Origin of the sequence: Pseudomonas oryzihabitans (genome assembly GCF_007665395.1) — a bacterium.
Lineage (GTDB): Bacteria > Pseudomonadota > Gammaproteobacteria > Pseudomonadales > Pseudomonadaceae > Chryseomonas > Chryseomonas psychrotolerans_C.
Genome location: NZ_VDND01000005.1, coordinates 119,262 through 143,381 on the forward strand (window position 1 = coordinate 119,262; position 24,120 = coordinate 143,381).

Sequence of the window (24,120 nt, forward strand, 5' to 3'; positions counted from 1 at the left end):
TCGCGGACTTTCGTCAAGCCTTGGGCGCCTTCTTCGGTCGCTGCCACCCCGCCTTGTTGACCTGACGAGCACGGCCCAGCGCCAGGGTATCGGCCGGCACGTCCGCCGTAATGACCGAGCCTGCCGCCGTAGTCGCGCCGTCACCCAGGGTGACCGGGGCCACCAGGGAGCTGTTGGAGCCGACGAAGACGTCCGCGCCGATTTCGGTTCGAAACTTGTTGGCTCCGTCATAGTTGCAGGTGATGGTCCCCGCGCCTATGTTGCTGCCCGCCCCTATGAGTGCATCGCCCAGGTAGGTGAGATGGCCGGCCTTGGCGCCGTCCTGCAGGTGGGCGTTCTTCAACTCGACGAAGTTGCCCACATGGGCCTTGCTGCCCAGTTCGCTGCCAGGGCGCAGCCGGGCGAAGGGACCGACGTCGGCGCCCTCCCCGACAACGGCGCCGTCCAGATGGCTGTTGGCCTTGATGAGGGCACCGCGCTTGAGGACGCTGTCCTTGATCACGCAATTCGGGCCGATCACCACGCCATCTTCCAGGACCACCCGGCCTTCGAGGATGACATTGATGTCGATGGAGACATCCCGCCCGGCCTCGACCTGGCCACGCTGGTCGAAGCGCAACGGGTCCAGCAGGGTCACGCCCTGCAGCATCAGGCGCTCGGCAGCGCGCAATTGGTTGTGACGCTCCAGCTGCGCCAGTTGCCGGCGATCGTTGGCACCCTGGACTTCCATGGCATCCGCCGGCTGGCTGGTGGCGACGGTCAGGCCGTCCGCTACCGCCAGGGCGATGACGTCGGTCAGGTAGTACTCGCCCTGGGCATTGCTATTGGACAGCCGGCCCAGCCAGTCGGCCAGGCGCTGGCCGGGGACGGCGAGGATACCGGTGTTGCCTTCGCGGATGGCGCGCTGGGCGGCGCTGGCGTCCTTGTGTTCGACGATGGCGGTCACCCGGCCCTCGCCGTCACGGAGGATGCGGCCATAGCCGGTGGGATCGTCCAGCTCCACCGTCAGCAGCGCCAGGTGCTGGTCATCCACCTGCTGCAGCAGGCGCTGCAGGGTCTCGGTCTGGATCAGCGGCACATCGCCATAGAGGATCAGCACCCGCTCCGCCTTCAGCGCCGGCGCCGCCTGGGCCACCGCATGGCCGGTGCCGAGCTGTTCGGCCTGGAGGACGAAGCTCACGTCGTCCGCCGCCAGCTGCTGGCGAACCTGGTCGGCGCCATGGCCGATGACGACGTGGATGCCGGCCGGCTGCAGTTCACGGGCGCGGTCGAGGACATGCCCCAGCATGCTGCGACCGGCTACCGGATGCAGCACCTTGGGCAGAGCGGATCTCATGCGGGTGCCCTGGCCAGCGGCCAGGATGACGATTTCCAGAGACATCGGAACCTCGGAGACAGGAGGAAGAGACGGACCGGCGGCCGAGGGCGACAGGGCCCCGTGAGCGCCGACCACGCGGAATTTCTCGCGCCACTTTTCGGGCGACAAAAGAAAAGGGTAGCCGAAGCTACCCTTGTCGTTACAGCCTGACCTTGCGCTTAGCGCTTGGCCTGCCGCTTGAGCTGCTGGATGGTGCGCAGCTGGGCGGCGGCTTCGGCGAGCTGAGTGGCGGCAGCGGTGTAGTCGAACTCCGTGCCCTTGTCGCTCAGTGCTGCCTCGGCGCGCTGCTTGGCTTCCAGAGCGGCAGCCTCGTCGATGTCGGCGGCGCGGCTGGCGGTATCGGCCAGCACTTCGACGACATTCGGCTGCACTTCCAGGAAACCGCCGGAGATGTAGAACACCTCCTCGGCGCCCCCGGCCTTGACCAGGCGGATGGGGCCCGGCTTCAGGTCGGTGAGCAGCGGCGCATGGCCCGGGGCGATACCCAGATCACCCAGGTGGCCGTGGGCGATGATCATCTCCACCGCGCCGGAGAAGATTTCCCCTTCCGCGCTGACGATGTCGCATTGGACTGTCTTGGCCATAGCGTGCCTCTAAGAGCGCCCGTCGCCGGGCGCGGCAGTTACAGTTTCTTGGCTTTCTCGATGGCTTCGTCGATGCCGCCGACCATGTAGAACGCCTGCTCGGGCAGGTGATCGTAGTCGCCGCGCAGGATCCCGGAGAAGCCGGCGATGGTGTCCTTGAGGGACACGTACTTGCCGGGCGAACCGGTGAAGACTTCGGCCACGAAGAACGGCTGGGACAGGAAGCGCTGGATCTTACGGGCGCGGGATACCAGCTGCTTGTCGGACTCGGACAGTTCGTCCATGCCCAGGATCGCGATGATGTCCTTCAGCTCCTTGTAGCGCTGCAGCACGTACTGGACGCCGCGAGCGGTGTCGTAGTGCTCCTGGCCGATCACGTTCGGGTCCAGCTGGCGCGAGGTGGAGTCCAGGGGATCGACCGCCGGGTAGATACCCAGGGAGGCGATGTCACGGGACAGAACCACGGTGGCGTCCAGGTGGGCGAAGGTGGTCGCCGGGGACGGGTCGGTCAAGTCATCCGCAGGCACGTAGACGGCCTGGACGGAGGTGATCGAACCCAGCTTGGTGGAGGTGATGCGCTCCTGCAGGACACCCATCTCCTCGGCCAGGGTCGGCTGGTAGCCCACCGCGGACGGCATACGACCCAGCAGCGCGGACACTTCGGTACCGGCCAGGGTGTAGCGGTAGATGTTGTCGACGAACAGCAGGACGTCACGGCCTTCGTCACGGAATTTCTCGGCCATGGTCAGGCCGGTCAGGGCCACGCGCAGACGGTTGCCCGGCGGCTCGTTCATCTGGCCATAGACCAGGGCGACCTTGTCCAGAACGTTGGAGTCCTTCATCTCGTGGTAGAAGTCGTTCCCTTCACGGGTACGCTCGCCCACGCCGGCGAACACGGAATAACCGCTGTGCTCGATGGCGATGTTACGGATGAGTTCCATCATGTTGACGGTCTTGCCCACGCCGGCGCCGCCGAACAGGCCGACCTTGCCGCCCTTGGCGAAGGGGCAGACCAGGTCGATGACCTTGATGCCGGTTTCCAGCAGGTCGTTACCGCCCGCCTGCTCAGCATAGGACGGGGCCTTGCGGTGGATTTCCCAGCGCTCTTCCTCGCCGATGGGGCCGGCTTCGTCGATGGGGTTGCCCAGCACGTCCATGATGCGGCCGAGGGTCTTGACGCCGACCGGGACCTTGATGGCCTCGCCGGTGTTGCCCACGTCCAGGCCACGCTTGAGGCCTTCGGTGCTACCCATGGCGATGGTACGGACCACGCCGTCGCCCAGCTGCTGCTGGACTTCCAGGGTGGTTTCGGCACCCTGCACCTTGAGGGCGTCAAAGACGCGCGGTACCGCGTCGCGCGGGAATTCCACGTCGATCACGGCGCCGATGATTTGTACGATACGTCCGCTACTCATTTCGCGTTCCTCGAATGTTTAAGCTGTCCGTCAGACCGCGGCGGCGCCGCCGACGATTTCCGAAATTTCTTGGGTGATCGCAGCCTGGCGAGCCTTGTTGTAGACCAGCTGCAGCTCCTTGATGAGATCGCCGGCGTTGTCCGTGGCGTTCTTCATCGCGATCATCCGCGCGGCCTGTTCGCTGGCAGCGTTCTCGACCACGGCCTGGTACACCTGGGATTCCACGTAGCGCACCAGCAGACCGTCGAGCAGGGTCTTGGCGTCGGGCTCGTAGAGGTAGTCCCAGTGCTTGCCCTGCAGCTCACCGCCCTCGGTCGGCACCAGGGGTACCAGCTGCTGGATGGTCGGCTTCTGGGTCATGGTGTTGACGAAGACGTTGGACACCACATACAGACGGTCGATACGGCCGTCCAGGTAGGCATCCAGCATCACCTTGATGCTGCCGATCAGATCGCCGATCGCCGGCGCTTCGCCGAGGTGGCTGATGGCCGCGACCACGTTGCCGCCGAAGCTGCGGAAGAAGGAGGCACCCTTGGCCCCGATCACCGCCAGATCGATTTCCACGCCCCTGCCGCGCTGGTCGCTCATGTCGCGGACCAGAGCCTTGAACAGGTTGGTGTTCAGACCACCGGCCAGACCCCGATCGGAGCTGACCACGATGTAACCGACGCGCTTGACCTCGCGTTCCACCATGAAGGCATGGCGGTACTCGGGGTTGGCGTTGGCCAGGTGGCCGATCACAGCGCGGATGCGCTCGGCATAAGGCTTGCTGGCAGCCATGCGGGCCTGAGCCTTACGCATCTTGCTGACCGCAACCTTTTCCATGGCGCTGGTGATCTTCTGTGTGCTTTTGATGCTCGCGATCTTGCCGCGAATCTCTTTTGCGCCTGCCATGTGACACCTATCGGGTTGGCAAACGGGGGCTGGCGCCCCCGTCGCGGCTTACCAGGTTTGCGTGGCCTTGAACTTCTCGATTCCCGCCTTGATGCCGGCGTCGATCTCGTCGTTGAAGTCGCCCTTCACGTTGATCTTGGCCATCAGGTCGGCGTGATCGCGGTTGAAGTAGGCGATCAGGGCCTGCTCGAAGCTACCGATCTTGTCCAGGGACACGTCGCTCAGGAAACCACGCTCGGCGGCGTACAGGCTCAGGGACATCTCGGCGATGGACATGGGCGCGTACTGCTTCTGCTTCATCAGCTCGGTGACGCGCTGACCATGCTCGAGCTGCTTGCGGGTGGCTTCGTCCAGGTCCGAGGCGAACTGGGCGAAGGCCGCCAGTTCACGGTACTGGGCCAGCGCGGTACGGATACCGCCGGACAGCTTCTTGATGATCTTGGTCTGGGCCGCACCACCCACACGGGATACCGAGACACCGGCGTTGACCGCCGGGCGGATGCCAGAGTTGAACAGGCCGGCTTCCAGGAAGATCTGGCCGTCGGTGATGGAGATCACGTTGGTCGGAACGAAGGCGGACACGTCGCCGGCCTGGGTCTCGATGATCGGCAGAGCGGTCAGCGAGCCGGTCTTGCCGGTCACGGCGCCGTTGGTGAACTTCTCGACGTAGTCGGCAGAGACGCGGGAGGCGCGCTCGAGCAGACGGCTGTGGAGATAGAACACGTCGCCGGGATAGGCTTCACGGCCCGGCGGACGACGCAGCAGCAGGGAGATCTGGCGATAGGCCACGGCTTGCTTGGACAGATCGTCATAGACGATCAGGGCGTCTTCACCGCGGTCGCGGAAGTATTCGCCCATGGTGCAACCCGAGTAGGGCGCCAGGAACTGCAGGGCTGCCGATTCGGACGCGCTGGCCGCCACCACGATGGTGTTGTGCAGGGCGCCGTTCTCTTCCAGCTTGCGCACCACGTTGGCGATGGTCGACTGCTTCTGACCGATGGCGACGTAGACGCAGCGGATGCCGCTGTTCTTCTGGTTGATGATGGCATCGATCGCCATGGCGGTCTTGCCGATCTGACGGTCACCGATGATCAGCTCGCGCTGACCGCGGCCAACCGGGATCATGGCATCGACGGCCTTGTAGCCGGTCTGCACCGGCTGGTCGACCGACTGACGCCAGATCACGCCCGGCGCGACCTTCTCGACGGCGTCGGAGGCGCTGGCGTTCAGCGGACCTTTGCCATCGATGGGGTTGCCCAGGGCGTCGACGACGCGACCCAGCAGTTCCGGACCGACCGGGACTTCCAGGATGCGGCCGGTGCACTTTGCGCTCATGCCTTCGGCCAGACCCAGGTAGCTACCCAGGACCACGGCGCCGACGGAGTCCTGCTCCAGGTTCAGTGCCATGCCGTAGATGCCGCCGGGGAATTCGATCATTTCGCCGTACATGACGTCGGCCAGACCGAAGATCCGCACGATACCGTCGGAGACGCTGACGATGGTGCCTTCGTTGCGGGCTTGCGAGGTCACGTCGAGTTTCTCGATGCGACCCTTGATGATTTCACTAATTTCGGAAGGATTGAGTTGCTGCATGCTACTGCCCCTTCAAACTCAAGGTTTCAACGCTTCGGCCAGTTGCGCGAGCTTGCCGCGAACGGAGCCATCGATTACCAAGTCGCCGGCGCGGATAACCACACCACCGATCAGGCTCGCATCCTCGGATGCATTTAGTCGCACTTGTCGACCTAGCCTTGCGCTGAGAGCCTTGGCGAGTTTGTCTTGCTGTTCGTCGCTCAGGGCGAAAGCACTGGTGACTTCCGCCTCGATGGATTTTTCCTGCTCGGCCTTGTACGCCTCGTAGATCTCGGCGATGGCCGGGAACAGGTCGATCCGGTTGTTTTCTGCCACGGTCCGAACGAAGTTCTGGGACTGTGCATCCAGCTGATCGCCACATACGTCGATGAGCAATCCGGCCTTGGCGTCCGCAGTCAACTGCGGCTGCTGAAGCAGCTGGCGCACGGTCCCATCTTGGGATACCGCGGCGAGCAGCCCTAGCGCGGCCGACCATTGGGTCAGCTGCTGCTGGGACTGTGCGAACTCGAAAGCCGCCTTGGCATAGGGCCGGGCCAGCGTGTTCAGTTCTGCCATTGGTGGCCTCGCTTAGATTTCCGCTGCCAGTCGGTCGACCAACTGGGCATGAGCATTGGCATCAACGGTTGATCCGAGGATCTTCTCGGCGCCGGCCACGGCCAGCACGCCGACGCGAGCACGCAGGGCGTCCTTCGCGCTGTTGATTTCCTGCTCGATTTCCGCCTGAGCCTGCGCCTTGATCCGGTCGCCTTCGGCACGGGCCTTGGCCTGTGCGTCCTCGACGATCTGAGCGGCACGCTTGTTGGCTTGCTCGATGATCTCGGCTGCCTGGCCCTTGGCTTCGTTCACTTTCTGGTTGGCTTGCTGCTGTGCCACTTCCAGATCACGAGCCGCGCGGTTGGCAGCGTCAAGGCCATCGGCAATCTTCTTCTCACGCTCACGCAGCGCCGAGATGATCGGCGGCCACACGTACTTCATGCAGAAGAGCACGAAGATGAAGAAGGCAACGGACTGGCCTATCAGGGTTGCATTAATGTTCACGCCAACACCTCGCTCGTTCGTTGTCCATCAGTCCTGCCTACACCCGCGAGGGTGATCAGCCGGCGATCTGACCAACGAAGGGGTTAGCGAAGGTGAAGAACAGGGCGATACCAACACCGATCATGGTCACGGCGTCGAGCAGACCGGCGACGATGAACATCTTGACTTGCAGCATCGGAACCATTTCCGGCTGACGAGCGGCGCCTTCGAGGAACTTGCCACCCAGCAGACCGAAGCCAATGGCGGTACCCAGAGCGCCCAGGCCAATCAGCAGAGCAACGGCGATCGCGGTCAAACCAACTACAGTTTCCATCTTTCCTCCCGACTTTTTTAGTCGTCTTGGTTAAGGTTGAAGCGAAAAAGTTTTCCCAAGTTACCCGGCGGACAGGGCCCGCCGGGACTCACGGCAGAACCGCCTCCGGGCGCCGTCAGCAGCGCCCGGGGGCCATTCCTTAGTGACTTTCTTCGTGCGCCATCGACAGGTAGACGATGGTCAGCATCATGAAGATGAACGCCTGCAGGGTGATGATGAGGATGTGGAACACCGCCCACGCCCACTGCAGCACGATGCCCAGGCCACCCAGTGCCACGCCATTGGCGAACATGATGGCGATGAGGATGAAGATCAGCTCGCCAGCATACATGTTGCCGAACAGTCGCAGCGCCAGCGAGATCGGCTTGGCGATCAGGGTGACGAATTCGAGCAGGAAGTTGATCGGGATCAGGATGATCTGCAGCAGCAGGTTCTTGCTGCTGAAGGGGTGCAGGGTCAGCTCGCCGAAGAAGCCGCCGATACCCTTCATCTTGATGCTGTAGAAGATCAGCAGGGCGAACACCGACAGGGCCATGCCCAGGGTGGCGTTCGGGTCGGTGGTCGGCACCACGCGGAAGTAGGTGTGCTCGCCGAACAGCATGCCGGCCACGGACGGCAGCCAGTCTACCGGCACCAGGTCCATCAGGTTCATCAGGAAGATCCAGACGAAGATGGTCAGGGCCAGGGGCGCGATCAGGGCATTCTTGCCATGGAAGGTGTCACGGACGCTGCCATCGACGAACTCGACCAGCACCTCGACGAAGTTCTGCAGGCCGCCGGGCTGGCCGCTGGTGGCCTTCTTGGCGACGCTGCGGAACAGCACCAGGAAGATCAGACCCAGCACGACCGACCAGCCGAGGGTATCCAGGTGGAAGGCCCAGAAGCCCATTTCCTTAGCTTCAGCGGGGGTGTGGGCGAAGCTCCAGCCGTTCACCGGGTGCATACCGTAGGTCAGGTTCTGCAGGTGGTGCTGGATGTAGCCCGAAGCGGAGTCTGCTGCCATGTGTGCCTCGAATGCCTTAAGGTCTAGTCGGTTTTTTCAGTAGCAGGGGCGCGCCGGCATTGACCATCAGCGTCAACAGGTAGACGCCGAACAGTGCAGGAGCCGAAAGCGGTTTTACCCCGGCAAACGTCAGTGCAAAGAGCACTGCCGTGAGAATCAGTTTGCCCGCCTCGCCCGCGTAGAAAGAACGGACGATGGCTTGGGCGGCATGGGCGCCGCGGTAGCGGAACGCCTTGAACGAAAAATACAGATTGGGCAGCCAGGCAATCAGCCCGCCCAACAATCCGGAGTACCCGGCGACCTTACCGACGAAGCAAGACAAGACAACGGCGGCACACGACGCGACGGCCAGTTGGACGAGCAGCAGGCGAAAGGCAGGCTGGTGATGGAAGGGCAGGCGTTTGGGCGTGCGGCGCTCCATCGGCTCGAAGTCCTCTGGTGTCGGCTTAATAGTTGTTTTCACTGGCATGCTTTGTGCCGACAAAAAGCGGGCAAAGTATAGGGGCGCGTCCGGAGGGGTTCAAGCCACCCCGGACAGATTGCCGCCCAGCCTTGCAGGCATTTGTGTCAGCGAATGTGCGCCAGTACGCCTTGAAGTTCGTCCAAAGAGGTATAGCGGATCACCAATTGCCCCTTGCCCTTCTCGCCATGGCGGATCTGCACGTTGGCGCCCAAACGTTCGGCCAGACGCTGCTCCAGCCGGATGATGTCGGGATCCACCACCGCGGCCTTCTCGCCCGGTTCCGCTCCGCTGAGCCACTGGCGGACCAGGGCCTCGGTCTGGCGGACCGTCAGGCCCCGTGCGACAACGTGCCGCGCCCCTTCGGCCTGGCGGGCCTTGGGCAGGCCGAGCAACGCCCGGGCATGGCCCATTTCCAGCTCGCCCTTGGCCAGCAGCTCCTTGGCCTCTTCGGCCAGGGCCAGCAGGCGCAGCAGGTTGGTCACGCCCGAGCGCGACTTGCCGACGGCCTCGGCCACCTGGGCCTGGGTCAGCTCGAATTCGTCCTGCAGCCGTTGCAGGGCCATGGCCTCTTCCAGCGGGTTCAGGTTCTGCCGCTGGATGTTCTCGATCAGCGCCAGGGCGATGGCGACCTGGTCGGGCACGTCGCGGACCAGGGCGGGGATGCGGTCCAGCCCCGCCTGCTGGCTGGCACGCCAGCGGCGCTCGCCGGCAATGATCTCGTAGCGACCCTCGCCGATGGCGCGCACCACGATGGGCTGCATCAGCCCCTGGACGCGGATGGAGTTGGCCAGCTCTTCCAGGGCGGCCGGATCCATGTGCCGACGCGGCTGGTACTTGCCGCGCTGGATGATGTCCACCGGCAGCGATTGCAGCTCGCTGACCGGCGTGGCGGCGGCCTGCTCCTGCAGGACCTTGACGCTGGCACCGCCGAGCAGGGCATCGAGGCCGCGGCCCAGTCCTCGTTTCTTCACAGCCATGGGGATTCCTTAGGCAGTCTTGGCGGTGCGAGCCGCCTTGCGCTGACGTTTGACCAGCTCGCTGGCCAGCTCCAGGTAGGCCGCGGCCCCCTTCGAACTCCTGTCGTAGACCAGGGCGGGCATCCCGTAGCTGGGCGCCTCGGCCAGACGGACGTTGCGCGGAATGATGGTTTCGTACAGCTGGTCGCCGAAGTGCTGCTTGAGCTGGGCGGCGACGTCGTTGGCCAGGCCGATGCGCGGATCGAACATGGTGCGCAGCAGGCCCTCGATCTTCAGCTGCGGATTGAGCCGCTGGGCGATGTGCTGGATGCTGCCGATCAGATCGGTCAGGCCTTCCAGGGCGAAGTACTCGCACTGCATGGGGATGATCACGCCATCGGCGGAGACCAGGCCGTTGATGGTCAGCATGGACAGCGACGGCGGACAGTCGATCAGCACGTAGTCGTAGTTGTCCCGCACCGGCGCCAGGGCGTCGCGCAGGCGACTCTCGCGCCCGGGCAGTTCCAGCAGCTCGACTTCCGCGGCGGTGACGTCGCGGTTCGAAGGCAGCAGCTGGTAGCCGCCGTGCTCGGAGAAGTGCATGGCGTCCAGCAGGCCACAGGCCCCGGTGAGAACGTCGAGCACCGAATGCTCCAGGGCGTGCTTGTCCACCCCGCTGCCCATGGTGGCGTTACCCTGGGGATCGAGGTCGATCAGCAGCACCTTGCGCCGGTTGGTGGCGGCCAGGGAAGCGGCGAGATTGATGCACGTCGTGGTCTTGCCCACCCCGCCCTTCTGGTTGGCTATCGCGTAAACCTTGGCCATGTACCGCCTTACCCCTCTCCAATCGTGCGGCGCAGTATCAGCAAGTGCCGCTGGCCTTGGCAACCGGGAACCGCGAGGACGTGCGCCGCCGCAACCCGGAAATCCGCTGGTAGCTTGGCCAGCTCGTCGTCGGGGTGCAGCCCCTTCATCGCCAGCCACTGTGTTTGGTCGTCGCCCAGGTGCCGCGTCCAGGTGGCGAAGTCGTCGATGGCGCTGAACGCCCGCGAGACGATGCCGGTGAAGGGCGTGGCCGGCTGGAAGGCCTCGACCCGGGCGTGGACCACCTCGAGGTTGGCCAGGCCCAGCTCGATCCTGGCCTGGGTCAGGAAGCGCGTCTTCTTGCCGTTGCTGTCGAGCAGGGTGAAGCGCGAGTCGGGAAACAGGATCGCCAAGGGAATGCCCGGCATGCCGCCGCCGCTGCCCACGTCCAGCCAGTGCCCGCTAGTGACGTAGGGGACGATGCTGAGGCTGTCCAGCAGGTGTCGCGAGACCATCTCGCCCGGATCGCGCACCGCAGTGAGGTTGTAGGCCTTGTTCCACTTGACCAGCAGGTCGAGGTAGCCCAGCAGACGCTCTTCCACGGCGGCGGACAGCGCCACCCCGAGGGTCTCGGCGCCCTGGCGCAGTTCCTTGGCTTGGATCGCGCTGGCCATCAGGCGCTGTGCTCCAGGCTGCGGCCGGCGCTGCGCTTCTTCAGGTGGATCAGCAGCAGCGAGACCGCCGCCGGGGTGACCCCGGGAATGCGCGAGGCCTGGCCCAGCGTCTCGGGACGGGCCTGGCTCAGCTTGTGCTGGATCTCCTTGGACAGCCCGGAGATGGTGGCGTAGTCGAGTTCGGCCGGCAGCGCCACGGCGTCGCTGGCGCGCAGCCGCTGGATCTCGTCCTGCTGGCGATCGATGTAGCCGGCGTACTTGGTCTTGATCTCGATCTGCTCGGCGACCTGGGTCTCGGCCGGTGTCTCGCCCACCGCGGCCATCAGCCCGGCATAGTCGATCTCCGGCCGCGCCAGCAGGTTCTGCAGGTTGTATTCGTGGTTCAGCGACGTGCCGAAGCGCTCGGCGACCGCGGTGCCCTGGGGGGTGCCCGGACGGATCCAGGTCGCCTTGAGGCGCTGCTCTTCCAGGGCGATGCCTTCCCGTTTGGCTTCGAACAGCGCCCAGCGCTGGTCGTCCACCAGGCCCAGCTCGCGGCCCTTCTCGGTCAGGCGCAGGTCGGCGTTGTCCTCGCGCAGGATCAGCCGGTATTCGGCGCGAGAGGTGAACATCCGGTAGGGCTCCTGGGTGCCCAGGGTGATGAGGTCGTCCACCAGCACGCCGAGGTAAGCCTCGTCGCGACGCGGGTACCAGGCCTCGCGGTCCTGGGCGCGCAGCGCGGCATTGGCACCGGCGAGCAGGCCCTGGGCGCCGGCTTCTTCGTAGCCGGTGGTGCCGTTGATCTGGCCGGCGAAGAACAATCCGGCGATGACCTTGGTTTCCAGGCTGTACTTGAGATCCCGCGGATCGAAGAAATCGTATTCGATGGCGTAGCCGGGTCGCAGGATGTGGGCGTTCTCCAGGCCGCGCATGGAGCGCACCACCTCGAGCTGCACGTCGAAGGGCAGCGAGGTGGAGATCCCGTTGGGATAGAGCTCGTGGGTGGTCAGGCCCTCGGGTTCGAGGAAGACCTGGTGGCTGTCCTTGTCGGCGAAGCGATGGATCTTGTCTTCGATGGACGGACAGTAGCGCGGCCCTACCCCTTCGATCACGCCCGAGTACATGGGCGAACGATCCAGGTTGGCGCGGATGATGTCGTGGGTGCGGGCGTTGGTGTGGGTGATCCAGCAACTGACCTGCGCGGGATGCTGCTCGCGATTGCCGAGGAAGGACATCACCGGCAGCGGGGTATCGCCGGGTTGCTCGGTCATCACCGAGAAATCCACCGAGCGGCCATCGATGCGCGGCGGCGTGCCGGTCTTCAGGCGGGACACCCGTAACGGCAATTCACGCAGGCGCTGCGCCAGGGCGATGGCCGGCGGATCTCCGGCTCGTCCACCGCTGTGGTTCTGCAGGCCGATGTGGATAAGACCACCGAGGAAGGTCCCGGCGGTCAGCACCACGTTGTCGGCGTGGAATTTCAGACCCATCTGGGTGATCACGCCGGCGACGCGGTCGCCCTCGACGATGAGGTCGTCGCAGGCCTGCTGGAATATCCACAGGTTCGGCTGGTTTTCCAGGGCGTAGCGGATGGCCGCCTTGTACAGCACGCGATCGGCCTGGGCGCGAGTGGCGCGGACCGCTGGTCCCTTGCGGCTGTTGAGAATGCGGAACTGGATGCCGGCGAGATCCGTGGCCGCAGCCATGGCGCCACCCAGGGCATCGATCTCCTTGACCAGATGGCTCTTGCCGATGCCGCCGATGGCGGGGTTGCAGCTCATCTGGCCGAGAGTTTCCACATTATGCGTGAGCAGCAGGGTGCGCACACCCATGCGGGCGGCCGCCAGGGCCGCTTCGGTACCGGCATGGCCGCCGCCGATCACGATGACGTCGAAACGGGAAGGAAAGTCCACCACGCACCTCGTGCCTGTTGGCAGGAATTCAAAGGAAAGCCGGTAAGTATAAGCCTTGGATCCCGCTTGCAGAAGAGGCCCTGGCCAAAAAATGACCAGTCGGCAGCGGAGACGCTCGATATAAACAATAGGGAAGAAATGTTTAAAAGGACTGATATAGAGCTTGTGTATATGCAGGCCCTTCGCTGTGGATAAGCCTTTGCAGCCCTTGGCAGCTCTGGCCTGGGGACAACCTGAACCTGGTGGATGTCGTGTGCTGTGGATGAACACAAGCTCTCAGCATCCTGTGGAGCCTTTGGCTGCTTATCCACAGCGGCAGTCATGAACCGGTCGTGCACCGATTTATGGGCAGACCTCAGGCAGGGTTATCAACAGAGCTCTGGAAGGGTGGGATGAGGACAGTACAGGCCTGCGTTGCACAGGCCTGCCGCAACCGGCGGGGCTACTTGCCGATGCAGAAGCTGGAGAAGATGCGGCCGAGCAGGTCGTCGGAGCTGAAAGCCCCGGTGATCTCACCGAGCACCTGTTGCGCCTGGCGCAGGTCCTCGGCCAGCAGCTCGCCGGAGCCGGCCAGGGTGAGTTGCCGATGGCCGTGTTCCAGGGCGCTGGCGGCGCGTTGCAGGGCATCCAGGTGGCGGCGCCGGGCGCTGAAGCCGCCTTCGGTGGTCTGCTCGAAGCCCATGCAGGCCTTGAGGTGCTCGCGCAGCGCCTCGACGCCCTGGCCATCGGTGGCGCTCAGGGAGATCTCGACCGGCCCGTGGGTGGCCAGCAGGCCGGTGGCCTCGCCGGTGAGGTCGGCCTTGTTGCGGATCACCGTCAGCTTGTCCTGCGGCGGCCGGGCGCTGAGCAGCTCCGGCCAGAGCGCCTGGGGATCTCGGGCCTCCGGGGCGCTGGCGTCCACCACCAGCAGCACCCGGTCAGCGCCGGCGATGGCGTCCAGGGCGCGCTGGACGCCGATCTGCTCCACCCGGTCGTCGGTGTCTCTCAGGCCGGCGGTATCGACCACATGCAGCGGCATGCCATCGAGGTGGATATGTTCGCGCAGCACATCGCGGGTGGTCCCGGCGATGTCGGTGACGATGGCGGCCTCGCGTCCGGCCAGGGCATTGAGCAGGCTGGACTTGCCGGCGTTGGGCCGGCCGGCGATCACCACCGTCATGCCGTCACGCAGCAGGGCGCCGCGATTGGCCTCGCGCTGGACCTCCTGCAGTTCGGCCTGGACGCCCTCCAGCAGCCCCTGCACCCGGCCGTCGGCGAGGAAGTCGATCTCCTCTTCTGGAAAGTCGATGGCGGCCTCGACGTAGATCCGCAGGCGGATGAGCTGCTCGACCAGGCTTTCCACCCGGCGCGAGAACTCGCCCTGCAGCGAGCGCAGGGCATTGCGCGCCGCCTGTTCGGTGCTCGCTTCGATGAGGTCGGCGATGGCCTCGGCCTGGGCCAGGTCGAGCTTGTCGTTGAGGAAGGCGCGCTCGCTGAATTCACCCGGGCGGGCGAGGCGCGCGCCCTCCTCCAGGGTGCGCCGCAGGAGCAGGTCGAGGATCACCGGGCCACCATGGCCCTGCAGCTCCAGCACGTCTTCGCCGGTGAAGGAATTCGGCCCGGGAAAGAACAGGGCGATGCCGGCATCCAGCACGCTGCCGTCGGCGGCGAGGAAGTTGCCGTAGTGCGCATGCCGCGGTGGCAGTTCGCGGCCGCAGATCACCCGCGCCAGGGGCGCCGCCAGCGGCCCGGAGACGCGGACGATGCCGACCCCGCCGCGGCCGGTGGCGGTAGCGATGGCGGCGATGCTGTCGGAAGGCAGGGACATGACGATCCTCCAGAAAGCACGACGCCCCAATCAAGGGGCGTCGTGTGGATAACGTGAGCGAGGTCAGGCCTTCTTGCTGGCCGCCTCGATCTTCCGGGTAATGTACCACTGCTGCAGGATCGACAGGCAGTTGTTGACGATCCAGTACAGCACCAGGCCGGCCGGGAACCACAGGAAGAAGAAGGTGAAGACGATGGGCATCATCCTCATCACCTTGGCCTGCATGGGATCCGGCGGTGCGGGGTTGAGCATCTGCTGGACCAGCATGGTGCCGCCCATGATGATCGGCAGGATGAAGAAGGGATCCTTGGCCGAGAGGTCGGTGATCCAGAACATCCAGGGCGACTGGCGCATCTCGACGCTTTCCAGCAGCACCCAGTACAGCGCCAGGAACACCGGCATCTGCACCACGATGGGCAGGCAGCCACCCAGCGGATTGATCTTCTCCTTGCGGTACAGCTCCATCATCGCCTGGGACATCTTCTGGCGATCGTCGCCATGCTGTTCCTTCAGCGCCTGCAGTCGCGGACCAACGGCACGCATGCGCGCCATGGAACGGTAGCTGGCGGCGGACAGCGGGAAGAACAGCATCTTGATGATGATGGTCAGGACGATGATCGACCAGCCCCAGTTACCCAGGATGCTGTGGATGTGCTGCAGCAGCCAGAAGATCGGCTGGGCGATGAACCACAGGAAGCCGTAGTCGACGGTCAGTTCCAGGCCGTGGGACAGGGTCTTGAGGTGCTCCTGGATCTTCGGGCCGGCGTAGAGGGTCAGGGAGGTCTCAGCCTTGCCACCGGCCGGCACGCTCAGCTGCGGACCGGTGAAGCCGACGATGTAGTTGCCCTGAGCATCCTTACGGGTGGTGATCTGGTGCTGCTCGTCCTTGTTCGGCACCCAGGCGGTGACGAAGTAGTGCTGCAGCCAACCGACCCAGCCGCCCTGCACGGATTCCTGCAGGCGGTTCTTGTCCATGTCGCCCATGGACACCTTGCGGTAGGGCTCGGCCGGGGTACCGACCGCGGCGCCCAGGTAGGTGGACACGCCGGTGGCGGTGGTGGCCGAAGGATCGCCGCTCTTGTCCCGCTTCAGCTGGGCATAGAGCACGCCGTTCCAGGCGCTGGCGCTGTGGTTGTCGATCAGGTAGCTGACCTGGATCTGGTAGGCGTCCGGGTTGATGCAGGTGATCTTCTTCTGCGCCTTCTCGGCGTCCGAGCAGTCGACCTTCAGGCCCCGGTGGAAGGTGAATCTCTTGGTGTAGTCGACGCCGTTGGCCTGGTACTTGAGATCCACCACCAGCTGCGGCTGGCCATCGGCGAGCACGTAGCTGGACTGGGCCGAGCTGTACAGCGGGCGACCGGCGCTGTTGGCGTCGGGACCGTTGGCACCGGTCAGGCCGCTCTGGGCCAGGTAGAGACGCTCGTTGCCGTTGTCGAACAGCATGAAGGGAACGTCGGGATGGTCCTGGCGCTGGGGGTACTGCACCAGTCCGAGCTGGACGATGTCGCCGCCGCGCGGATCGATCGCCAGGTCGAGGACATCGGTGCGTACCTTGATGAGCGCGGTACTCGGCTGGGCGGCCGTGTTATCCACCGGGGCGGCGGCCTTGGCATCCGCCGGTACGTCGGTGGGCACGTTGGGGGTATCGCCGGGCAGGACGCTGGTCTGCGTCTTGGCCGTGGGCAATTCACCCTGGCCGTAATCCTTGTTCCACTGGAAAACCAGGGTGTAGGACACGATCGCCAAGGCGGCAATGAGTAGCGGGCGCTTGATATCCATGTTTACTCGGCCATCGAAGAGGTCGGGGCTGGGTTCTTTGCGGGAGGAACGGGATCGTATCCGCCTGGGTGCCACGGGTGGCACCGGCACAGTCGCTGTGTGGTCAGCCAGCCACCACGCAACAGCCCGTGGCGCTCGATGGCTTCGAGGGCGTAACCGGAACAGGTCGGATAGAAACGACAGTGACTGGCCATCATGGGGCTGATGGCAAAACGGTAGAAGCGAATCAGCAGCAGGGCCGGTTTACGCATGAGCACCGTCGGGACTGTCGGTTGAGTGGGCAACGGCCTTGGTCGCCTGGCGATTGAGGCGTTTCCAGAGTTGCAGCAGTTGATCGTGCAATTCGGGATTGTCGACTTCGCCGAGCCCCTTTCGGGCGACGAAGACCAGATCGAAACTGCCCAGGCGGTCCTGATTCAGACGGAAGGAATCGCGGATCACCCGCTTAATGCGGTTGCGCTCGACGGAAAGCTTGACGCTTTTCTTGCCGATGACCAGCCCCAGGCGGGAATGGTCGAGCCCATTGGCATGGGCGAGCAGCAGCAGGTGCTTGCCGGACGCCTTGTGGGTGGGAGAGTCAAAGACCGCTTGGAACTGTTGGGAGCTCAGTAAGCGCCTGTCCCGACCGAAACCCTGACTCACCACCTGACCGGGCAATCAGATCGCCAGACGCTTGCGGCCTTTGGCACGGCGACGGGACAGAACCTGACGGCCGTTCTTGGTTGCCATACGAGCACGGAAACCGTGGACACGGGCGCGCTTCAGGGTGCTGGGTTGGAAGGTGCGTTTCATGGACTTTTACCTAGGTGAAAGCGGCAAGGCATGAGTGCCCCGCGCAAAGAGACCGGGGATTCTAGAGAAAGCCCGGGGACAGGTCAATTTCCAACCAACACCCGCTGATCGACGACCCGGCAAATAAAATCAACAGGTCAGAAGGTTTTAAAAGACTGTTGAAGTGAATATGTATGGTGAAGCCGGTTTCTGTGGATAGATCGCGATAGCCTAGGGCAGGCCTGGTCCGAGCGAGGATGGAAAGGTTGTTTTCAACAGGTGGGATCAGGGTGGCTAGCCTGGTCAGAGCCTGTGGATAACAGCGACTGTTACGCACAGCAGGATTATCCACAGCAAAAAGCCCTGAGATGTCCAGAGAGGTCAGATGGCGTTATCCACAGAGCTGGCGGTAGCGCGGTCGGGCTTCTTCGTCGAACGGGCTGCTTGCCGGGAAACTGCGCGACCATGTGGATAACCCGGGTGGGGAGGGATACAATGGGCGTTTGCTCATGGCCCGTCCGGGCCGCTCCAGTTCTTGGGAGACGCTGTGTCGGTCGAACTCTGGCAACGTTGCGTGGATGTGCTGCGCGACGAACTGCCTTCGCAACAATTCAATACCTGGATCCGGCCACTGCAGGTGGAAGCGGAAGGGGATGAGCTGCGGGTGTTCGCGCCCAACCGCTTCGTGCTCGACTGGGTCAACGAGAAGTACCTGGGCCGAATCCTCGAGTTGCTCGAGGAGCATGCCGACGACGGCATCGCGCCGGTGCTGTCCTTGTTGATCGGCAGCAAGCGCAGCAACAAGCCGCGCCCGGCCCAGACGCCGAGCAGCCAGGGCACGCCGTTGCCGCCGCCCGTGCAGGCGCCGCAACCCATCCAGTCGGACATCGTCACCGCGGGCGTCGCCCTGGAAGACGTCACGGCGGAGCTGGCCGAGGCCGACGAGCCGGCGGTCAGGACCGAACGCACCGTGCAGGTGGAGGGCGCGCTCAAGCACACCAGCTACCTCAACCGCACCTTCACCTTCGAGAACTTCGTCGAGGGCAAGTCCAACCAGCTGGCCCGCGCCGCGGCCTGGCAGGTGGCGGACAACCCCAAGCACGGCTACAACCCGCTCTTCCTTTATGGCGGCGTCGGCCTGGGTAAGACCCACCTGATGCATGCGGTGGGTAACCACCTGCTCAAGCGCAATCCGAATGCCAAGATCGTCTATCTGCATTCGGAGCGCTTCGTCGCCGACATGGTCAAGGCGCTGCAGCTCAACGCCATCAACGAATTCAAGCGCTTCTACCGTTCGGTGGATGCGCTGCTGATCGACGACATCCAGTTCTTCGCCCGCAAGGAGCGTTCGCAGGAAGAGTTTTTCCACACCTTCAACGCCCTGCTCGAAGGTGGACAACAGGTGATTCTCACCAGCGACCGTTATCCCAAGGAGATCGATGGCCTGGAAGAGCGACTCAAGTCGCGCTTCGGCTGGGGTCTCACCGTGGCGGTGGAGCCGCCGGAGCTGGAAACGCGGGTGGCGATCCTGATGAAGAAGGCCGACCAGGCCAAGGTCGACCTGCCCCATGACGCCGCCTTCTTCATCGCCCAGCGCATCCGCTCCAACGTGCGCGAGCTGGAAGGCGCCCTCAAGCGGGTGATCGCCCACGCCCACTTCATGGGTCGCGACATCACCATCGAACTGATCCGCGAATCGCTCAAGGATCTGCTGGCGCTTCAGGACAAGCTGGTCAGCATCGACAATATCCAGCGCACCGCGGCCGAGTACTACAAGATCAAGATCGCCGATCTGCTGTCCAAACGCCGCTCGCGTTCGGTGGCCCGGCCGCGGCAGGTCGCCATGGCGCTGTCCAAGGAACTGACCAACCACAGCCTGCCGGAAATCGGCGACGCCTTTGGCGGACGCGATCACACGACGGTGTTGCATGCCTGTCGCAAGATCGCCGAACTTCGGGAATCCGACGCGGATATTCGCGAGGATTACAAGAACCTGCTGCGTACCCTGACCACCTGACGGACGCGGCCCTGGCAAGGACCTGACCATGCATTTCACCATTCAACGCGAAGCCCTGTTGAAACCGCTGCAGCTGGTGGCCGGTGTCGTGGAACGTCGGCAAACGCTGCCGGTGCTGTCCAACGTACTCCTGGTCGTGGAAGGCCAGCGGCTGTCGCTCACCGGTACCGACCTGGAAGTCGAGCTGGTTGGCCGGGTCGAGCTGGAAGAAGCCGCCGAAGCCGGCGAGATCACCGTGCCGGCGCGCAAGCTGATGGACATCTGCAAGAGCCTGCAGCCCGATGCGCTGATCGACATCCGCACCGAGGAGCAGAAGCTGCTGATCCGCTCCGGCCGCAGCCGCTTCACCCTGTCCACCCTGCCGGCCAACGACTTCCCTACCGTGGAGGAAGGCCCGGGCTCGCTGAAGTTCAGCATTCCCCAGGGCCGCCTGCGCCGCCTGATCGAACGTACCGGTTTCGCCATGGCCCAGCAGGACGTGCGCTACTACCTCAATGGCATGCTGCTGGAAGCCAGTACCGGGCGCCTGCGCGCCGTGGCCACCGACGGTCACCGGCTGGCCATGTGCATGCTCGAGGCCGAGGTCGACCAGGCCGAGAAGCACCAGGTCATCGTGCCGCGCAAGGGCATCCTGGAATTGTCGCGCTTGCTCACCGAGCCGGAAGAGCCGGTAAACGTGGTCCTCGGCCAGCACCACATCCGCGCCACCACCGGTGACTTCACCTTCACCTCCAAGCTGGTGGACGGCAAGTTCCCCGACTACGAGCGGGTGCTGCCACGCCATGGCGACAAGCTGGTCCTCGGCGAGCGCCAGCACCTGCGCGAGGCCTTCAGCCGTACCGCCATCCTCTCCAACGAGAAATACCGCGGTATCCGCCTGCAGCTGGAAAATGGCTTCATGAAGATCCAGGCCAACAACCCGGAGCAGGAAGAGGCTGAGGAAGAGCTGCAGGTCGACTACGACGGCGGCAGCCTGGAGATCGGCTTCAACGTCAGCTACCTGCTCGACGTGCTCGGCGTGATGACCACCGACCAGGTACGCATCACCCTGTCCGATTCCAGCAGCAGTGCACTGTTGCAGGAGGCGGGCAACGATGATTCCTCCTATGTCGTGATGCCGATGCGCCTCTGATCGCCGCTCGATGACGCTGATCCGCTTCAACGCCGACCGCCTGCGCAATCTGCAGGCGGTCGCGCTTCAACCCTCGCCGCGGGTCAACCTGCTGCACGGGGCCAACGGCAGCGGCAAGACCAGCCTGCTGGAGGCCATCCACCTGCTGGGCCTGGCGCGCTCCTTTCGCAGTACCAAGCTGGCGCCGGTCATCCAGCACGAACAGGCCAGTTGCACGGTGTTCGGCCAGGTACGGCTGCCCGGCGGCCAGGACTGCAACCTGGGCATCCAGCGCGAGCGTGGCGGCGATTACCAGATCCGCATCAACGGCGAGAATGCCCGCAGCGCGACGCAACTGGCCGAGGTGCTGCCGCTGCAGCTGATCAACCCCGATGGCTTCCGGCTGCTCGAGGGTAGCCCGAAGATCAGACGGCAATTTCTCGACTGGGGTGTGTTCCACGAAGAACAGCGTTTCCTGCCGGTGTGGCAACGCCTGCAAAAGGCGCTCAGACAGCGGAATCACTGGCTCAGACGTGGTAAAATCGACCCTGCGGCGCAGGCCGCCTGGGATCAGGAACTGGCCCTGGCCAGCGGCGAGATCGATGGCTTTCGCCAGGCCTATATCCAGCGCCTGAAGCCGGAATTCACCGCCGTGCTGGCCGAGTTGATCCAGCTGGACGGCCTGACCCTGAGTTACTACCGCGGCTGGGATCGCGAGCGCGATCTGCGCGAGGTGCTGGCGGACAGTCTGCCGCGGGACCTGCAGCTGGGGCACACCCAGGCCGGGCCGCAGCGGGCCGATCTGCGGATTCGCATCGGCAATCACAATGCGGCGGACATCCTGTCGCGCGGCCAGCAGAAGCTGGTGGTGTGCGCCCTGCGCATCGCCCAGGGGCGGCTGGTCAATCAGGTCAAGCGGGGCCAGTGCGTCTATCTCATCGACGACCTGCCCTCGGAACTGGACGAGGGACACCGGCTGGCCTTGTGCCGGCTGCTGGAGGCACTGGAGTGCCAAGTCTTCATCACCTGTGTCGAGCGCGAGACGCTACAGGCCGCCTGGCGGCCGGAGACAGAGGTCAGCGTGTTTCACGTGGAACACGGCCATATCAAGCAGACCCACACTAGCGGGAGCCAAGCATGAGCGAGACCAATACCTACGACTCTTCCAGCATCAAGGTGCTGAAGGGACTGGATGCCGTGCGCAAGCGCCCCGGCATGTACATCGGCGACACCGATGACGGCACCGGCCTGCACCACATGGTCTTCGAGGTGGTGGACAACTCCATCGACGAGGCCCTGGCCGGCTTCTGCAGCGAAATCAGCATCACCATCCACATGGACGAGTCCATCACCGTGCGCGACAACGGCCGCGGCATCCCGGTGGACATCCACAAGGAAGAAGGCGTCTCGGCGGCCGAGGTCATCATGACCGTGCTGCACGCCGGCGGTAAGTTCGACGACAACACCTACAAGGTGTCCGGCGGCCTGCACGGCGTGGGCGTCTCGGTGGTGAACGCCCTGTCCGAGGAGCTGCGGCTGACCATTCGCCGCGCTGGCCAGGTGTGGGAGCAGGTCTATGTGCACGGGGTACCCCAGGCGCCCCTGGCGGTGATCGGCGAGACCGACAGCACCGGTACCCAGGTTCACTTCAAGCCGTCGGCCGCGACCTTCAACAACATCCAGTTCAGCTGGGACATCCTGGCCAAGCGCATCCGCGAGCTGTCCTTCCTCAACTCCGGCGTCGGCATCGTCCTGCGCGACGAGCGCACCGGCAAGGAAGAGCTGTTCAAGTACGAAGGCGGCCTGCGTGCCTTCGTCGACTACCTGAACACCAACAAGAGCGCGGTGAACCAGGTGTTCCACTTCCAGGTGCAGCGCGAAGACGATGGCGTCGGCGTGGAAGTGGCCCTGCAGTGGAACGACAGCTTCAACGAGAACATCCTCTGCTTCACCAACAACATTCCGCAGCGCGACGGTGGTACTCACCTGGCGGGCTTTCGCTCGGCGCTGACGCGTAACCTGAACAGCTACATCGAGGCCGAGGGCCTGGCGAAGAAATTCAAGATCGCCACCACCGGCGACGATGCCCGGGAAGGCCTGACCGCCATCATCTCGGTCAAGGTGCCGGATCCCAAGTTCTCCTCCCAGACCAAGGACAAGCTGGTCTCCTCCGAGGTGAAGACCGCGGTGGAGCAGGAGATGGGCAAGCACTTCTCCGACTTCCTGCTGGAGAACCCCAACGAAGCCAAGGCGGTGGTCGGCAAGATGATCGACGCCGCGCGGGCCCGGGAAGCGGCGCGCAAGGCGCGGGAAATGACCCGCCGCAAGGGCGCCCTGGACATCGCCGGCCTGCCGGGCAAGCTGGCGGACTGCCAGGAGAAGGATCCGGCGCTCTCCGAACTCTACATCGTGGAGGGTGACTCCGCCGGTGGTTCGGCCAAGCAGGGCCGCAACCGGCGTACCCAGGCGATCCTGCCGCTCAAGGGCAAGATCCTCAACGTGGAGAAGGCGCGCTTCGACAAGATGCTCTCCTCCCAGGAAGTGGGCACCCTGATCACCGCACTGGGATGTGGCATCGGTCGCGAAGAATTCAACATCGACAAGCTGCGCTACCACAACATCATCATCATGACCGATGCCGATGTGGACGGTTCGCACATCCGTACCCTGCTGCTGACCTTCTTCTTCCGCCAGATGCCGCTGCTGATCGAGCGCGGCTACATCTACATCGCCCAGCCGCCGCTGTACAAGGTGAAGCGGGGCAAGCAGGAGCAGTACATCAAGGACGACGAGGCGATGGAGGAATACCTGACCCAGACCGCCCTCGAGGAAGCCAGCCTGCACGTCAACGAGAACGCCCCGGGCCTGTCCGGCGTGGAACTCGAGAAGCTGGTGAACAACTACCGCCAGGTGATGAAGACCTTCAAGCGCCTGTCGCGCCTCTACCCGGCCGACATCAGCGAGCACCTGCTGTACCTGCCCCGCGTGGGTCTGGAGCAGCTGGGCGACGAAGCCGCCATGCGCCAGTGGCTGGCCGGCTTCGAGACGCGCCTGAAGGCCGCCGAGCGCAATGGCACCACCTACACCATCAGCCTGCGTGAGGATCGTGAGCGCAGCCTGTGGCTGCCGGAAGTCGAGACCCGTGCCCATGGCCTGTCCAGCTACGTCACCTTCAACCGGGACTTCTTCGGCAGTAACGATTACCGTCTGGTGACCGAGCTGGCCGCCCAGCTGGACAACCTGCTGGAAGAAGGCGCCTACGCCAAGCGCGGCGAACGCCGGCGTCCGGTCAGCACCTTCAAGGAAGCCTGGGAATGGCTGATGAACGAGACCAGCAAGAGATTCAACATCCAGCGCTATAAGGGCCTGGGCGAGATGAATCCGGATCAGCTGTGGGAAACCACCATGGATCCGAACGTGCGTCGCATGCTCAAGGTGACCATCGAGGACGCCATCGCCGCCGACCAGATCTTCAATACCCTGATGGGCGATCAGGTGGAGCCGCGTCGCGACTTCATCGAAAGCAACGCCCTGGCCGTTTCCAACCTCGACGTCTGATCGAGCGTTGTTATGCACAAGCCCCGCGCTGCGGGGCTTTTTTGTGGAAAACATTCTGGCCAGATGGCAT

General features: G+C 64.3%; 23 protein-coding genes. 4 read left to right on the forward strand and 19 right to left on the reverse strand.

Features of this window, described 5'->3' with window-relative positions; translation table 11 throughout:
* Positions 1–13: 13 nt before the first annotated feature.
* The 19 genes from glmU to rpmH form a co-directional block, all read right to left on the reverse strand.
* Positions 14–1,381 carry a bifunctional UDP-N-acetylglucosamine diphosphorylase/glucosamine-1-phosphate N-acetyltransferase GlmU gene (gene glmU, locus FSV73_RS12695; RefSeq protein WP_145008224.1) on the reverse strand — a complete coding sequence of 456 codons (1,368 nt, stop codon included), beginning with the start codon at positions 1,379–1,381 and terminating at the stop codon, positions 14–16.
* 155 nt (positions 1,382–1,536) lie between these two features.
* The gene (locus FSV73_RS12700; RefSeq protein ID WP_058761372.1) at positions 1,537–1,962 is read right to left on the reverse strand and encodes a F0F1 ATP synthase subunit epsilon; all 426 of its coding nucleotides are present in this window, start codon (positions 1,960–1,962) and stop codon (positions 1,537–1,539) included.
* 38 nt (positions 1,963–2,000) lie between these two features.
* Complete coding sequence (gene atpD, locus FSV73_RS12705) at positions 2,001–3,377, reverse strand: F0F1 ATP synthase subunit beta (RefSeq protein ID WP_145008225.1); 1,377 nt, start codon at positions 3,375–3,377, stop codon at positions 2,001–2,003.
* A 30-nt stretch (positions 3,378–3,407) separates the two neighbouring features.
* Complete coding sequence (gene atpG, locus FSV73_RS12710; RefSeq protein ID WP_145008226.1) at positions 3,408–4,271, reverse strand: F0F1 ATP synthase subunit gamma; 864 nt, start codon at positions 4,269–4,271, stop codon at positions 3,408–3,410.
* 48 nt (positions 4,272–4,319) lie between these two features.
* Positions 4,320–5,864: a F0F1 ATP synthase subunit alpha gene (gene atpA / locus FSV73_RS12715; RefSeq protein ID WP_145008227.1), complete on the reverse strand. Its 1,545-nt coding sequence runs from the start codon at positions 5,862–5,864 to the stop codon at positions 4,320–4,322.
* An 18-nt stretch (positions 5,865–5,882) separates the two neighbouring features.
* Positions 5,883–6,419, reverse strand: coding sequence for a F0F1 ATP synthase subunit delta (locus tag FSV73_RS12720; protein ID WP_007160121.1), 537 nt, complete (start codon positions 6,417–6,419; stop codon positions 5,883–5,885).
* A gap of 12 nt (positions 6,420–6,431) precedes the next feature.
* The gene (locus FSV73_RS12725; protein ID WP_058761368.1) at positions 6,432–6,902 is read right to left on the reverse strand and encodes a F0F1 ATP synthase subunit B; all 471 of its coding nucleotides are present in this window, start codon (positions 6,900–6,902) and stop codon (positions 6,432–6,434) included.
* Positions 6,903–6,957: 55 nt separating this feature from the next.
* The gene (atpE, locus tag FSV73_RS12730) at positions 6,958–7,215 is read right to left on the reverse strand and encodes a F0F1 ATP synthase subunit C (RefSeq protein ID WP_003097235.1); all 258 of its coding nucleotides are present in this window, start codon (positions 7,213–7,215) and stop codon (positions 6,958–6,960) included.
* Positions 7,216–7,354: 139 nt separating this feature from the next.
* The gene (gene atpB / locus FSV73_RS12735) at positions 7,355–8,218 is read right to left on the reverse strand and encodes a F0F1 ATP synthase subunit A (RefSeq protein ID WP_145008228.1); all 864 of its coding nucleotides are present in this window, start codon (positions 8,216–8,218) and stop codon (positions 7,355–7,357) included.
* A 16-nt stretch (positions 8,219–8,234) separates the two neighbouring features.
* The gene (locus FSV73_RS12740) at positions 8,235–8,639 is read right to left on the reverse strand and encodes a F0F1 ATP synthase subunit I (RefSeq protein WP_145008413.1); all 405 of its coding nucleotides are present in this window, start codon (positions 8,637–8,639) and stop codon (positions 8,235–8,237) included.
* A gap of 146 nt (positions 8,640–8,785) precedes the next feature.
* Positions 8,786–9,658 carry a ParB/RepB/Spo0J family partition protein gene (locus FSV73_RS12745; RefSeq protein WP_145008229.1) on the reverse strand — a complete coding sequence of 291 codons (873 nt, stop codon included), beginning with the start codon at positions 9,656–9,658 and terminating at the stop codon, positions 8,786–8,788.
* Positions 9,659–9,667: 9 nt separating this feature from the next.
* Complete coding sequence (locus tag FSV73_RS12750; RefSeq protein ID WP_145008230.1) at positions 9,668–10,462, reverse strand: ParA family protein; 795 nt, start codon at positions 10,460–10,462, stop codon at positions 9,668–9,670.
* An 8-nt stretch (positions 10,463–10,470) separates the two neighbouring features.
* Positions 10,471–11,115 (reverse strand): 16S rRNA (guanine(527)-N(7))-methyltransferase RsmG, encoded by a 645-nt coding sequence (gene rsmG / locus FSV73_RS12755; protein WP_145008231.1) that lies wholly within the window; start codon positions 11,113–11,115, stop codon positions 10,471–10,473.
* Complete coding sequence (gene mnmG / locus FSV73_RS12760; RefSeq protein ID WP_145008232.1) at positions 11,115–13,007, reverse strand: tRNA uridine-5-carboxymethylaminomethyl(34) synthesis enzyme MnmG; 1,893 nt, start codon at positions 13,005–13,007, stop codon at positions 11,115–11,117. Before mnmG ends, rsmG begins: the two co-directional genes overlap by 1 nt.
* A 442-nt stretch (positions 13,008–13,449) precedes the next feature.
* A complete protein-coding gene (mnmE, locus tag FSV73_RS12765; RefSeq protein WP_145008233.1) occupies positions 13,450–14,814 on the reverse strand; it encodes a tRNA uridine-5-carboxymethylaminomethyl(34) synthesis GTPase MnmE in 1,365 nt (454 codons plus the stop codon).
* Between the two features lie 63 nt (positions 14,815–14,877).
* Positions 14,878–16,593 (reverse strand): membrane protein insertase YidC, encoded by a 1,716-nt coding sequence (gene yidC / locus FSV73_RS12770; RefSeq protein WP_145008234.1) that lies wholly within the window; start codon positions 16,591–16,593, stop codon positions 14,878–14,880.
* A gap of 2 nt (positions 16,594–16,595) precedes the next feature.
* Positions 16,596–16,844, reverse strand: coding sequence for a membrane protein insertion efficiency factor YidD (gene yidD, locus FSV73_RS12775; protein WP_145008235.1), 249 nt, complete (start codon positions 16,842–16,844; stop codon positions 16,596–16,598).
* Positions 16,837–17,238 carry a ribonuclease P protein component gene (gene rnpA, locus FSV73_RS12780; RefSeq protein ID WP_145008414.1) on the reverse strand — a complete coding sequence of 134 codons (402 nt, stop codon included), beginning with the start codon at positions 17,236–17,238 and terminating at the stop codon, positions 16,837–16,839. Before rnpA ends, yidD begins: the two co-directional genes overlap by 8 nt.
* Before the next feature lie 12 nt (positions 17,239–17,250).
* The gene (gene rpmH, locus FSV73_RS12785; protein ID WP_007160134.1) at positions 17,251–17,385 is read right to left on the reverse strand and encodes a 50S ribosomal protein L34; all 135 of its coding nucleotides are present in this window, start codon (positions 17,383–17,385) and stop codon (positions 17,251–17,253) included.
* Between the two features lie 526 nt (positions 17,386–17,911).
* On the opposite strand from rpmH, the gene dnaA reads away from it, so the two are divergent.
* From dnaA to gyrB, 4 genes are read left to right on the forward strand one after another with little or no spacing between them, the layout of a single operon-like run.
* A complete protein-coding gene (dnaA, locus tag FSV73_RS12790) occupies positions 17,912–19,381 on the forward strand; it encodes a chromosomal replication initiator protein DnaA (RefSeq protein ID WP_145008236.1) in 1,470 nt (489 codons plus the stop codon).
* 28 nt (positions 19,382–19,409) lie between these two features.
* On the forward strand, positions 19,410–20,513 hold the full coding sequence (gene dnaN / locus FSV73_RS12795) for a DNA polymerase III subunit beta (RefSeq protein ID WP_145008237.1): 1,104 nt from the start codon (positions 19,410–19,412) through the stop codon (positions 20,511–20,513).
* 10 nt (positions 20,514–20,523) lie between these two features.
* Positions 20,524–21,633 carry a DNA replication/repair protein RecF gene (gene recF / locus FSV73_RS12800; protein ID WP_145008238.1) on the forward strand — a complete coding sequence of 370 codons (1,110 nt, stop codon included), beginning with the start codon at positions 20,524–20,526 and terminating at the stop codon, positions 21,631–21,633.
* Positions 21,630–24,050 (forward strand): DNA topoisomerase (ATP-hydrolyzing) subunit B, encoded by a 2,421-nt coding sequence (gene gyrB, locus FSV73_RS12805; RefSeq protein WP_145008239.1) that lies wholly within the window; start codon positions 21,630–21,632, stop codon positions 24,048–24,050. The genes recF and gyrB overlap by 4 nt, the downstream gene beginning before the upstream one ends.
* Positions 24,051–24,120 lie beyond the last annotated feature (70 nt).

Bases quoted from the DNA above. Each gene is read 5' to 3' on its own strand.
- FSV73_RS12745 (WP_145008229.1), bottom strand. From the start codon at position 9,658: ATGGCTGTGAAGAAACGAGGACTGGGCCGCGGCCTCGATGCCCTGCTC.
- rpmH (WP_007160134.1), bottom strand. From the start codon at position 17,385: ATGAAACGCACCTTCCAACCCAGCACCCTGAAGCGCGCCCGTGTCCAC.
- atpE (WP_003097235.1), bottom strand. From the start codon at position 7,215: ATGGAAACTGTAGTTGGTTTGACCGCGATCGCCGTTGCTCTGCTGATT.
- yidD (WP_145008235.1), bottom strand. From the start codon at position 16,844: ATGCGTAAACCGGCCCTGCTGCTGATTCGCTTCTACCGTTTTGCCATC.
- FSV73_RS12740 (WP_145008413.1), bottom strand. From the start codon at position 8,639: ATGGAGCGCCGCACGCCCAAACGCCTGCCCTTCCATCACCAGCCTGCC.
- yidC (WP_145008234.1), bottom strand. From the start codon at position 16,593: ATGGATATCAAGCGCCCGCTACTCATTGCCGCCTTGGCGATCGTGTCC.
- atpD (WP_145008225.1), bottom strand. From the start codon at position 3,377: ATGAGTAGCGGACGTATCGTACAAATCATCGGCGCCGTGATCGACGTG.
- mnmE (WP_145008233.1), bottom strand. From the start codon at position 14,814: ATGTCCCTGCCTTCCGACAGCATCGCCGCCATCGCTACCGCCACCGGC.
- FSV73_RS12750 (WP_145008230.1), bottom strand. From the start codon at position 10,462: ATGGCCAAGGTTTACGCGATAGCCAACCAGAAGGGCGGGGTGGGCAAG.
- atpA (WP_145008227.1), bottom strand. From the start codon at position 5,864: ATGCAGCAACTCAATCCTTCCGAAATTAGTGAAATCATCAAGGGTCGC.
- gyrB (WP_145008239.1), top strand. From the start codon at position 21,630: ATGAGCGAGACCAATACCTACGACTCTTCCAGCATCAAGGTGCTGAAG.
- atpG (WP_145008226.1), bottom strand. From the start codon at position 4,271: ATGGCAGGCGCAAAAGAGATTCGCGGCAAGATCGCGAGCATCAAAAGC.
- FSV73_RS12700 (WP_058761372.1), bottom strand. From the start codon at position 1,962: ATGGCCAAGACAGTCCAATGCGACATCGTCAGCGCGGAAGGGGAAATC.
- glmU (WP_145008224.1), bottom strand. From the start codon at position 1,381: ATGTCTCTGGAAATCGTCATCCTGGCCGCTGGCCAGGGCACCCGCATG.
- atpB (WP_145008228.1), bottom strand. From the start codon at position 8,218: ATGGCAGCAGACTCCGCTTCGGGCTACATCCAGCACCACCTGCAGAAC.
- dnaN (WP_145008237.1), top strand. From the start codon at position 19,410: ATGCATTTCACCATTCAACGCGAAGCCCTGTTGAAACCGCTGCAGCTG.
- FSV73_RS12720 (WP_007160121.1), bottom strand. From the start codon at position 6,419: ATGGCAGAACTGAACACGCTGGCCCGGCCCTATGCCAAGGCGGCTTTC.
- recF (WP_145008238.1), top strand. From the start codon at position 20,524: ATGACGCTGATCCGCTTCAACGCCGACCGCCTGCGCAATCTGCAGGCG.
- rsmG (WP_145008231.1), bottom strand. From the start codon at position 11,115: ATGGCCAGCGCGATCCAAGCCAAGGAACTGCGCCAGGGCGCCGAGACC.